The 11,984-nt window shown below is 33.6% G+C and carries 9 protein-coding genes; 2 read left to right on the forward strand and 7 right to left on the reverse strand.

The features are described from left to right. Positions 1-178 precede the first annotated feature (178 nt). From CLU83_RS03045 to CLU83_RS03065, 5 genes are all read right to left on the reverse strand, one after another. Entirely contained in the window at positions 179-1,540 is a 1,362-nt protein-coding gene (locus CLU83_RS03045) for an exonuclease domain-containing protein (protein WP_100430255.1), read from the reverse strand. Between the two features lie 60 nt (positions 1,541-1,600). Further along, positions 1,601-1,999 (reverse strand): four helix bundle protein, encoded by a 399-nt coding sequence (locus CLU83_RS03050; protein ID WP_369828748.1) that lies wholly within the window; start codon positions 1,997-1,999, stop codon positions 1,601-1,603. Positions 2,000-2,028: 29 nt separating this feature from the next. After that, on the reverse strand, positions 2,029-2,709 hold the full coding sequence (locus CLU83_RS03055; protein WP_100430257.1) for a YggS family pyridoxal phosphate-dependent enzyme: 681 nt from the start codon (positions 2,707-2,709) through the stop codon (positions 2,029-2,031). A 19-nt stretch (positions 2,710-2,728) separates the two neighbouring features. Further along, on the reverse strand, positions 2,729-3,616 hold the full coding sequence (locus CLU83_RS03060) for a 3-hydroxyacyl-CoA dehydrogenase family protein (RefSeq protein WP_100430258.1): 888 nt from the start codon (positions 3,614-3,616) through the stop codon (positions 2,729-2,731). An 89-nt stretch (positions 3,617-3,705) separates the two neighbouring features. Further along, positions 3,706-4,671 (reverse strand): Gfo/Idh/MocA family protein, encoded by a 966-nt coding sequence (locus CLU83_RS03065; protein WP_100430259.1) that lies wholly within the window; start codon positions 4,669-4,671, stop codon positions 3,706-3,708. 167 nt (positions 4,672-4,838) lie between these two features. Between CLU83_RS03065 and CLU83_RS03070 the strand changes: the two genes are divergently transcribed. After that, complete coding sequence (locus tag CLU83_RS03070; protein WP_100430260.1) at positions 4,839-5,480, forward strand: protein-L-isoaspartate(D-aspartate) O-methyltransferase; 642 nt, start codon at positions 4,839-4,841, stop codon at positions 5,478-5,480. Positions 5,481-5,504: 24 nt separating this feature from the next. After that, positions 5,505-9,254: a transglutaminase domain-containing protein gene (locus CLU83_RS03075; protein WP_100430261.1), complete on the forward strand. Its 3,750-nt coding sequence runs from the start codon at positions 5,505-5,507 to the stop codon at positions 9,252-9,254. Positions 9,255-9,365: 111 nt separating this feature from the next. Here the strand turns inward: CLU83_RS03075 and CLU83_RS03080 are convergent, their stop codons facing one another. Both CLU83_RS03080 and fahA read right to left on the reverse strand, forming a co-directional pair. Then, positions 9,366-10,553: a hypothetical protein gene (locus CLU83_RS03080; protein WP_100430262.1), complete on the reverse strand. Its 1,188-nt coding sequence runs from the start codon at positions 10,551-10,553 to the stop codon at positions 9,366-9,368. Positions 10,554-10,694: 141 nt separating this feature from the next. Beyond that, complete coding sequence (fahA, locus tag CLU83_RS03085; protein ID WP_100430263.1) at positions 10,695-11,978, reverse strand: fumarylacetoacetase; 1,284 nt, start codon at positions 11,976-11,978, stop codon at positions 10,695-10,697. Positions 11,979-11,984: the final 6 nt, after the last annotated feature.

Below are 11,984 nucleotides of genomic sequence, written 5' to 3' on the forward strand. Positions count from 1 at the left end.
TTCTAGTTAGTTTTTCTTGGTATAAAAGAGCGACTCCTCACCCCCCGACCCCTCTCCAAAAGAGAGGGTAGCTCAAATGGCTCCTTTTATGCCTTAGAAAAACTGCTGGAATAATGAGGAGTTGTAGTGTACAGCTGGATTAGCTCCTAATCTTTTTACTTTTGGAAATTTTTTGATGTTAAAAATTAATAATTTTCTGCACCCTGTTTTTTCTCAAATAGCCTTGAATGTAAGCTCTGGTGTTTCTATTATTTGGTATTGGAATTAAGATGTTTTTTAAGATTTCTGGGTTTATGATCTGGTAATTTAAATCGTAAAATGCGTATCCTTTGCAAATTCCTTTTTCGATTAATATAGCACTATGTTCCCCTGTTTTTCTTCCTCTGTCAATGATAATCATGTTTTTGTTATCGAAAAGGTTTTTATCGATGAAAACTTGAACTCTCGAATTGTATTCCTCAGCGGTTATTTGTCCTATGCAGGCGCCATCGCATTGATTGTTCTCATGCTGTGCGCAGGGAGTTTTTGATGCAGAAAGACCAGTGAGTTTTGGGCACAGCTGATAACTGGCTGTAATGTGATTGAGAGCATTTTTCCCTTCCTGCTGGTTTGCAAATGCTGTTATCTCTTTTTTACGGCCATCGGCTTTTTGAAGGTTTAAATTTAAATATCCGTTTTGGTCTTTTTCGGCATAAATAGCCCAAGACAAAGTGTTTTTGCGTGCCATTCGGTTGTAAATGGGGCGGTTTTTCTTTATTTCTTCGGCTTCTTTTAATAATGCGATTAATTCACTGCCTGTTTCCTCAAAAGTTACCGTAAAGACTTCGGATTGGATTTTCTTGGCACTGCTGGTTATTCCTGTAAAATGCTGATTGACTCTTTTTTTGATGTTTTTGCTTTGGCCAATAAATATAATAGTCCCATCTTCTCGATGGATGTAATAAATTCCTGTTCTGGAAGGCAGACTTTCGATTATGTCTAATAATTTTGGAGAAACTCCTTTGATAACTTCAAATTTGATGAGCTCTTTTGTGATAGTTTTCTCCAAATCTTTATCCAAAAGCATCTTAAAGAGTTTGACTGTTGCCAAGGCATCACCATTGGCTCTGTGCCTGTCGGCCATTGGGATTCCTAACGCTCTGACTAGTTTTCCTAAACTATGAGAGGGTTGTTCGGGTAATAAACGTTGGGATAATTCAACAGTACAAAGGGTTTTTATATTGAAATCATAACCCAAACGACGAAATTCCGTGCGGAGAATTCTATAATCAAAAGAGGCATTATGAGCGACAAGAACACAGTCGTTTGTCATTTCGATAATACGTTTGGCTACTTCAAAAAACTTTGGTGCGCCACGAAGCATTTCATTATTTATGCCTGTAAGTTTGACAACAAAGGGCTGAATGGGAATTTCAGGATTGATTAAACTGATGAATTGATCTACGATTTCGTGTCCATCAAATTTATAGATAGCAATCTCTGTTATCCCTTCTTCGTTGAATTGTCCTCCTGTGGTTTCTATGTCGAGTATTGCGTACATATTCAATATCAAAAATCAATTACAATATCAAAAATCAATTTTAAATTTTTCAATTGATTTTTATATTCTTTTATTATTCATCATTTTTGAAGAAATAGCTATTAATTCTTCAACTTCAGTTAATAAATCATTTCTTTCTTCTTCAATTCCAGCCTTTATATAATCAAGAATTTTTAAAGAATTTCTAGATTCTTTAAGTTCTTTTATACTCAATGAAATTTTAAAAATAAAATCTTTGTCAGTAATTGTACCTTGAGCTTCACCATAATTTAAAGAAGAACTACCTGATGATCTAATAAGTTGATTTTTATAGTAATCAGGTTCAAATGTTTTTTCTAATTTACGGCTAAAAATGATGCACTCTCCAGCAAATCTTACTAATCGGTCTTCAAAATTGAATATTTTTGCAAATTTTGGTTTATTGATATTCATTTTTATTTTTAAAATTGATTTTTGCAATTGCCATTGATTTTTGCAATTGAAATATTTTATCGTCCTCCAAAGATACTACTTCCAATCCGAATCATTGTGCTGCCGCATGCGATTGCTAATTGGTAATCACTTGACATTCCCATTGACAACGTGTTCAATGTTGTAGAGACGGACTGCAATCCGTCTCTACGTTGTGTGTTGTTATGTAATTCATCAAAAATTGATTTCAAATGCGTGAATTCCTTTTTGATTTGGTTTTGATTATCCGTAAAAGTAGCCATTCCCATCAAACCAACAATTCGGATGTTTTTCATCTCTTTAAAAGTCGGAGAGGCTAGGAGTGCTGACAGTTCATCTTCGTCAAGTCCGAATTTTGATTCTTCTTCGGCTAAGTATATTTGTAGCAAACAATCTATAATTCTATTGTTTTTTAAGGCTTGTTTGTTGATTTCTTCCAATAATTTCAAACTGTCCACTCCGTGAATCAAGCTCACGAAAGAAGCCATAAATTTGACCTTATTGGTTTGTACATGTCCAATCATGTGCCATTCGATATCTTTGGGCATTTGTTCCCATTTATCGACCATTTCCTGGATTTTGTTTTCGCCAAAAATGCGCTGACCAGCATTATAGGCTTCCATCAGATCAGGAACGGGTTTGGTTTTGGAAACCGCTACTAAAGTAACATGCTCCGGTAGAGTGGATTTTATATTGAGGAGGTTTTGTTGGATGGACATGACATTGATTAATTAAAGATTAAACAAACTGTTTCGAAATCTTCTCCGCTTTTTTACTTTGGCTATAATCGTAAAAACCTTCGCCTGATTTTACGCCTAATTTTCCTGCTCTCACCATATTTACCAATAAAGGGCAAGGGGCATATTTAGGGTTTTTGAAGCCGTCGTACATTACATTCAATATTGCAAGACATACATCAAGACCAATAAAATCGGCTAGTTGTAAAGGCCCCATCGGATGTCCCATTCCGAGTTTCATAACAGTATCAATTTCATAAACACCAGCTACTTTATTGTATAGTGTTTCGATAGCCTCATTAATCATAGGCATCAAAATTCTGTTTGCCACAAAACCAGGATAATCGTTTACTTCAACAGGAGTTTTACCCAGTTTTTCGGATAATTTCATGATAATGTTTGTCACTTCGTCGCTAGTGTTGTAACCACGAATGATTTCTACTAGTTTCATGATAGGCACAGGATTCATAAAGTGCATGCCTATAACACGTTCTGGATGCGCAACAACTGCTCCTATTTGAGTAATAGAAATGGAAGAAGTATTGGTCGCCAAAATAGTATTGTGTGAACATGCTTCGTTTAATTGCTTGAAAATATTTAGTTTTAAATCTACATTTTCAGTTGCTACTTCGACAACTAAATCTGCTCCTACAACGCCGTCTTTAATATCAGTATAAGTAATAATATTGGTAATTGTCTTAGCTTTGTCTTCTTCGGTTATAGTTCCTTTTGAAACCATTCGGTCTAAGTTAGCAAATATTGTTGTCATTCCTTTATCCAATGATTTTTCGGAAACATCGATTAATTTTACGGTAAAACCACTTTGCGCAAAAGTATGGGCAATTCCGTTACCCATAGTTCCAGCACCGATTACAGCAATAATTTTCATTTTTTAAATATTTATAAGTTAAAAAAGTTTAAAACTTAAAATCTAACAATAGACTTTAAACCTTAAACTTTAGTAGGATTTATTAATTTTTACTTATTAAAACAATCAATAATCTGATAGGCAACTCTCAATGCATCAGTTGCCTGTTCCAATGTTACAATTGGAGTTGTATCATTATTAATCGCATCAGCAAATGTTTCTAATTCGTCAAGAATAGCGTTGTTTTGCAGTACATCTGGATTAGAGAAATAGATTTGTCTTTTTACTCCTTCAGCATTTTGCAAAATCATATCGAAATCACCAGGAACTTCTGGTGCATCTTTCATTTTAACCACTTCACATTTTTTTTCTAAGAAATCAACTGAGATGTAAGCATCTTTTTGAAAAAATCTTGATTTGCGCATGTTTTTCATTGAAATTCTGCTAGCGGTCAAATTAGCCACACAGCCATTTTCGAATTCAATTCGGGCATTAGCAATATCAGGAGTATCACTTATAACAGAGACACCACTAGCGCTGATGTTTTTTACTTTTGATTTAACAACGCTCATAATGGCGTCAATATCGTGTATCATTAAATCCAAAACAACAGGAACATCAGTACCGCGGGGATTGAATTCGGCTAATCGATGCGTTTCAATAAACATTGGATTTTCGATCATGTTTTTGGTAGCGATGAAGGCTGGATTGAATCTTTCAACATGACCAACTTGACCTTTAACATTGAATTCTTTTGCTAATGCTATAATTTCTTCAGCTTCTTCAATGGTATTGGAAATGGGTTTTTCAATAAAAACATGTTTTCCTGATTTGATGGCTACTTTGGCACATTTATAGTGAGAAAGAGTAGGGGTAACGATGTCAATAACATCAACCGCATGGATTAATGTTGCAATTGTATTAAAATTTTTGTAACCAAATTCTTTGTTTATTTTTTCGGCGTTTTCTAGATTGGGGTCATAAAAACCAACTAATTCATACTTTTCAGATTGCTGTAATAAACGCAAATGTATTTTACCTAGATGTCCAGCACCTAATACTCCAATTTTCAGCATAATAATGATGTTTCCACAAAAATAGTAATAAAATAAGAAATTCCAATTTATAAAATTCTAAATTGTATGCTTAATTTTTATTATTTGGGAGCGGTAATTTGATTTTTATTTTGAAGAGGAAATTGATTTAGTTTTCTATTTTTGTTCTATAATAAAAACCTTAAATTTTGAAAGACACAGCCAAGCATCAAGGACTTCGTAATCAATTAGTGAATATATTAAAGCAAAAAGGGATTACGGATAAAAATGTGCTGGAAGCCATTAAAAAAATCCCGCGTCATTTATTTTTAAATTCTAGTTTTGAAGATTATGCCTATCAGGATAAGGCTTTTCCTATCGCAGCAGGCCAGACTATTTCACAGCCTTATACTGTAGCTTTTCAATCTCAATTATTAGAAATTCAAAAAGGGCATAAAGTATTGGAAATAGGAACCGGTTCTGGATATCAAACTGCGGTTTTGTGTTTAATGGGAGCTCAAGTTTTTTCTATCGAAAGACAAAATGAGCTGTTCAAGCAAACTTCTGCTTTATTGCCAAAACTTGGAATCCGCCCCAAACATCTTTCTTTTGGCGATGGCTATAAAGGACTTCCAAATCATGCGCCTTTTGATAGTGTTATTGTTACTGCTGGGGCTCCTTTCATCCCGCAGCCTTTAATGGCACAGCTCAAAGTGGGAGGGAGACTCGTTATTCCTTTAGGGGAGAATGTTCAAATTATGACAATGCTTATTCGTGTCAATGAGACTCAATTTGAAAAGCATGAATTTGGAGAATTTCGTTTTGTTCCTTTATTAGAAGATAAAAATTAAAAAGCTATTTAACCAACCAAAACTATGAGAAAAATTACTATTCTGTTTCTACTGTTTCTTACCAATTTTAGCTATTCCCAAGATTATACAAACGTTCTGAATTTATTGATTAATAATAAAAGAGATGAAGCCAGAATCTTATTTGATAAGCAATTTGGAAAAACTAAAACAACTAACATTGACTTGCTGTTTTTGGATGCTTTTATAGATGAACAGTCCGGTAGAATAAGTTTTGACGAAACGTTGCTTAAAAACTTAGAAAAACTGCCTAATTCACAATATTATATCGCTCCTTTTATTAACAGAGATATGGTACTCAGTGATATTTCGACGGATGCCTGCAATGATTTGACTTATAATAAAATCGATTATCTGGCTTCATCACCAAAGTTTAAAGATTTACCTATCGTAAAATACAGAAAGGCAATATTTGAGCGTAAAAGAATGCAGTTTGAAGCGGCTCAAAAATCTTTTTCTGATTTAGGAGCTATAACACAATGGCAGTTTTGCGGGGTTTTTGAGAATTTAAACGGAAGCGGTTTAGAAATAGAATATGAACCTGAAATTTATGCTAAAAACGATAAACTTTTTGATGCCAACAGCAATGGTAAAATTGGCTGGTATAATCCAAAAGATATTGAAAATGATGCGTATCAGTTTTTCACAAACGAAGGAGAATATGGAAGCGGAATTATATATGCCCAAACTTTTATTGATTCGCCGGAAAAGAAAAGTTTTTTATTGCGTTTTGGAGCCAGTCAGGGATTAAAAATATTTTTGAATGATAAGGAAATCTATTTTAACCAAGATATTAAGAGAACAAATCTTGATGCTTATACTCTGAAAATTGATTTAGAGAAAGGAGTTAACAGACTGCTTTTTAAATTATCTGCCTCAGGAGGCGGCGATTATTTTTCGGCACAAGTAAAAAATCTGGATTATACTATTGCTAATGATTTGAAATTTAGTAATACATATTTGCCATATACTGTTTCGAAAGCGGATACCGCCGAGGCCGAAGTTTTAAAATTGGATTATGAAGCGTATTTTGATGATCTGATAAAAAAATATCCGAACAATTTGCTGTACAAGCTGTTTCAATACACGGCTTATGAGTCAAACTGCAAATATGTTGAGGCTTATGATGCGATCGAAGGTTTGGATGAGAAATACCCAAACAGTTCTTTTGTTGCAAGTTATTTTCTTCGGTATTATGATTTAATTGGTGATGAAGAACAAAAGAAACAGGAAATTATTAAAAATATCGAAAAAAATGACATCGATTATTATTATGTAACATTCATAAAAATATTAGATGGAAAGTGGCTTCAAAATTCTTCTATTGCTGATTTGGAGATTTACAGAGATCGTTCCAAAAAATACAAACAGCGTTTTTGTGAGCTGATGTTTGATTTTTTAATCGCTTCCAAAAAAGAAGATGTTGAGGAGATGTTCCGATTATTGAAAGATATTGATAAAGATACTCACGGAAATGAAAAGTTCAAAATTGCATCTGCTACTTTGTACTTAAAACTGAAAAATGACAAAACAAAAACTATTGCTCTTTTGGAAGAATTATCGAAAGATAAAATAATTAATGAAGTAGATAATTTGTTGATTACATACTATAATGAGCTGAATGATAAGGCAGCAGTTGAGAGAATTGTAAAAAGAAGGATTAAGGAATATGCTAATATAAATGTCTTCAGAAATGATTACATTACTATTTTGGCAAACGCCAATAAATACGAAGAAGCATTAGCTGTAGTTGATGAAAATTTAAGCAATTTTCCTTATTCGTTTACAAATATGGAAAAGAAAGCTGCGATTTATAATTTGATGAAAAATAATAAGGAAGCAGAGAAATACATTCGCCAGTCTTTAACTCATAATTCTGGCAATGGAAAACTGAGAAAACAGCTGTATGATATTTCCAAAATCCCAGATGAAATTGACGAAGTAGCTACAAAGGATATTTATAAATTGGTTAAATCCAGAAGAAACTCTAATTTGAAGAGTGATTACGGACTAGTACTATTATTAGACGAATACATCGTAAATGTTTTTCCTGAAGGCGGCAGAAAATCCAGAGTATCGTATTTATACGAGATAACATCAGAAACGGGCATCGAAAAGATGAAAGAATATTCGATAAACTTGGATAGTAATACGGTTTTGAAATCTGAAATAATTAAACCAGATGGGACAATTGCCCCTGCCGAACAAGGAAATGATTTATTGGTGTTTTCTAATTTAAAAGTTGGAGATGTTATTTATATAGAATACGAACGCATAGAAAATGGAACAGGCCGTTTCTATAAAGATTTTAATCTGTCGTGTTATTTTGACAGCGAATATCCATCTTCGGAAGCTATTTTTGCATTGATAAGTCCAGAAGACTGCAAGTATTACACAGATTTTAGTAATGGGGATGTAGTAGCAGTTAACAAAAAAATAAATGGCAAGAACTGCAGTATTTGGAAAAGAAGCAATATCCCTGCTTTATCACTCAAAGAAGATTATGCACCAATTTCGAGCGATTTAACAAATGCTATTGAAGTGGGAACTATAAAATCATGGAGCGATATTTCGAATTGGTATTCGGATTTGGTAAAGAAAAATTTAAAATTAGATAAAATTACCAAAGATACTTTCAATACTATTTTCCCAAAAGGAGTTGCTAATTTGAGTGATGATGAAAAAGCAAAAGCAATCTACACTTATATAGAAAAAAACATTACTTATAGCTCTTTGGATTTTAGACAAAGCGGTTATGTTCCTCAAAAACCTTCTAAAACAATTACAACAAAATTAGGTGACTGCAAAGATGTTTCTACTTTGTTTGTAGCATTATCTGAATATGCAGGACTGAAATCTAATTTGGTTTTGGTTTCAACAAATGATAACGGTTTTAATTCAATGCGATTGCCTTCAAGGGATTTCAATCATTGTATTGTGCAAACAAAAATTGACAATAAAGTTGTTTTCTTGGAACTCACAGACAGATACTTACCTTACAGAATGCTTCCAAGTTCATTATACAATGCAAATGCATTAGTAATTTCGTTTGATAAAAAGGAGAACGAGACTTCGAAATTAATAAATATCCCTTTTGATGCTATAATTCAAAACAGCTTAAAAACGTCTTCTGTAGTAACTTTAGATGATAAAACCAAAACATTCGTAAATACGCATACCATTGAAGGAGCTACCAAATCATACTATAATGAACTGTTTTCGGATGCGACTACAAAAGAAATTAGAGAAAAAGAAATAGAGAAAGGATACAATAAGCAACTGCAAAAATTGGTTAGTCTCCAGTCTGTGAAGCTTTTGTCTAATGAAACATTTGATAAAGCACTTACTTACGAAACTAAATTTTCAATAAATGAAAATCTGCAAAAAGTCGGAGCACTTAAGATAACCGAAATTCCTTTCATTGATAAAGTATACACAAGAGATATTATTGCTGCCGAAAACAGGAAATTTGATATTAATTATTTCTTTTATGAAAATAATAATAAATATGAATCGGAAGTTATTTTGAATATACCAGAAGGAAAGAAATTCTCTGAAATACCAGAAAGCAAAACCTTTGCATTTAAGAATCAAAATTACACTTTGCAGTTTGAGCTTTTGAAAAATAATTCGCTGAAAGTAAAAAGAGAAGTGACTATTCTTTGGGATAATATTAAGCCAACGGATTATTTAGAGTACAAAAAATTTGTTGAAGAAGTTATTGCTGCCGAGGAACAGATTGTAGGCTTTAAATAATTTTAATTCCATAAAAAATCTGTCACAAATTAGTGCTGGGATCTTTTATAATCAGCTGTAAAAACAAAAAGCAACTCAAATCGAGTTGCTTTTTGTTTAATGTGGAAATGTTTATTTTCTAAATTGGTTGTTTGTAATAACGCCATTGATTTTAGCTTTTAAATTTTCCCCAGTATCATAAACCATTTGCTCGCTGGAAGGAAAAGGTACTGATTTGTTGTAGAAATTTGGACCGTAACCGTCATCGGCTGCACGAGAATCACCTTTGTAAGAAGCAAAAATATTTTCAAAAACAAATTCGCTAGTGATGGGGAATGATCCAAATGATTGGTTGGTTTTATTGTCGAAGTAATCTACTTTGGCGGTGATTTGACACGATTTAAATTGCTTGACTTCATTAATCTTTACAGTCGCATTAATCAAATTATCTATCATCACAGGTTTTCCTTGTCTGTCCAAAACGATTTTGCCATTAGCATCAACTTGTTTTCTTTGCCCATCAACGACTTGACGTTCTTTTGTGAATTCTCTTTCTTTTATTTGTTCAGGTGAAATTAAAATCGATCTGAAGCTGATGAGCATGCGGTAATCATAGGTAACATCTTTTTGTTTTTCGCTGTGATAAACTGTCCATTTGTCATTCAGATTATAGCTTTTGAAATCCAATAAGTCATTTTGAAGCTGAGCAGGAATAATCATACCGGTTTCATTTTTGGTAAGTACAATCACATAATCAGTTCCTTTCAGCTGCGCTTCGTCTATCATTTTGGAGATGTCTTTATAGCCATGATTTATTTTGTCCAAATAGATTAAATCATCATGCACTCTGCGGTAATTCATTTTGTTTTTGGTCAGCATCAAGGTTTTTGCATTGGTATACAAATAATTCGATAAAGCATTTTTACTGCTTATGATTCCGTCGTCATAATTATCAAATGGGAAAATAGCATTTCGTCCTTCTTTGATTAATTTTAGAGGAAGCAAAGGCTTAATCTTCTCTTGGCGGTCATGTAATGCTAAATAGGTATTGTATATTTTTTCCAGATTAGTAGGATTGTTTTCTTTGCTTAAAAAACTGATAGTATTTAGATCTCGTTCTTTGGCTTTAGCGAAAGCCTCTTCGAGCAAATAGATATAATCCTGTTTGCCTTTTTTGTCTTTATTGGAACGTAAATTGTAGAGTGCAATATCAATTGCGGCATCATAATTCCCAGAGGTTAAATTGTTTTGGGTTTGTTTTACGCCAGTACATGATGTAAGCAGCACAAAGAATGTAATTATAAAAGTAATTTTTTTCATTTTTTGGGGATAATGAATTATTTGAATTTGAAGCTTTTATTTTTTTTGCAAACTTACTATTCCTTAGGGTATTCTGCTTAAAATATTTTAAAAAAAAACCGACAATTATAAAATTGCCGGTTAGTATAAAAAAGTTTTTAATTATTGTCTTACAAATGGAGGAAGCAGCTTGCTGGAACATTCGCCAAAACCAATACGAACCTGCCCATTTTGACTATAACCTTTCATAATTACAGTATCCCCGTCGTTTATAAATTTACGTTCACTGCCATCATTTAGAGTTATAGGATTTTTTCCGCCCCATGATAATTCCAGCATTGATCCATAACTGTCTGGTGTAGGTCCTGAAATTGTTCCTGAACCCATCATATCTCCTGAATTAACACGGCAGCCATTTGAGGTGTGATGCGCTAATTGCTGGCTCATGGTCCAATACATGTATTTAAAATTGGTTCTGGATACAACTGTTGGCTCCGTATTTTCGGGAGCAATAGCTACTTCAAGATTAATATCGAATGTGTGTTTTCCTTTTTGCTGTAAATAAGGGAAAGGAGTCGGCTCTTGTTTTGGTCCTTTGGTTCTAAATGGTTCTAAGGCATCCATAGTGATAATCCAAGGAGAAATTGAAGTGGCAAAGTTTTTAGCCAAGAATGGACCTAGTGGGACGTATTCCCATTTTTGAATATCACGAGCACTCCAGTCATTCATTAAAACCATCCCAAAAATATAATCTTCTGTTTCCGCAATGGGAATAGTTTCTCCCATAATATTGCAGTCTGTAGTAATGAAAGCGGTTTCCAATTCGAAATCAACTGATCGGGATGGCCCAAAAACAGGTGAGGTTTCACCATTTGGAAGAATTTGTCCCATCGGTCTGTGAACAGGAATTCCAGATGGGATAATAGAGGAACTTCTACCATGGTATCCTACTGGAACGTGAAGCCAGTTTGGCAATAATGCATTTTCGGGATCACGGAACATTTTGCCTACATTGGTTGCATGTTCTCTGCTGGAATAAAAATCAGTATAATCGCCTATTAAAACAGGAAGCTGCATTTCTACATCTTCCATTTTAAAGATTACGATATCTCTATGCTTGGTATTGTCTCTTAATTCGGGATTTGTCGTGTCAAAAATTTCTGCAATTCTGTTTCGAACCAAACGCCATGTTTTTTGGCCGTCCGAAATGAAATCATTCAAGGTATCCTGCATGAACATATCATCTGTCAGTTCGATTCCTTCAAAATAATTTAACTGTTGTAAAGCACCTAAATCGATTGCAAAATCACCAATTCGAGTCCCTACTGTAACGATGTTTTCCTTTGTAAGAAAAACTCCAAACGGTATATTTTGGATAGGGAAGTCACTGTCCGATAGTACTTCTAACCATGATTTTCTTGTAGTATCGTTGGCTGTTATTGGCATGATAAT

Source organism: Flavobacterium sp. 1 (assembly GCF_002797935.1).
GTDB lineage: Bacteria > Bacteroidota > Bacteroidia > Flavobacteriales > Flavobacteriaceae > Flavobacterium.

Bases quoted from the DNA above. Each gene is read 5' to 3' on its own strand.
- CLU83_RS03045 (WP_100430255.1), bottom strand. From the start codon at position 1,540: ATGTACGCAATACTCGACATAGAAACCACAGGAGGACAATTCAACGAA.
- CLU83_RS03055 (WP_100430257.1), bottom strand. From the start codon at position 2,709: ATGTCCATCCAACAAAACCTCCTCAATATAAAATCCACTCTACCGGAG.
- CLU83_RS03060 (WP_100430258.1), bottom strand. From the start codon at position 3,616: ATGAAAATTATTGCTGTAATCGGTGCTGGAACTATGGGTAACGGAATT.
- CLU83_RS03065 (WP_100430259.1), bottom strand. From the start codon at position 4,671: ATGCTGAAAATTGGAGTATTAGGTGCTGGACATCTAGGTAAAATACAT.
- CLU83_RS03075 (WP_100430261.1), top strand. From the start codon at position 5,505: ATGAGAAAAATTACTATTCTGTTTCTACTGTTTCTTACCAATTTTAGC.
- CLU83_RS03080 (WP_100430262.1), bottom strand. From the start codon at position 10,553: ATGAAAAAAATTACTTTTATAATTACATTCTTTGTGCTGCTTACATCA.
- fahA (WP_100430263.1), bottom strand. From the start codon at position 11,978: ATGCCAATAACAGCCAACGATACTACAAGAAAATCATGGTTAGAAGTA.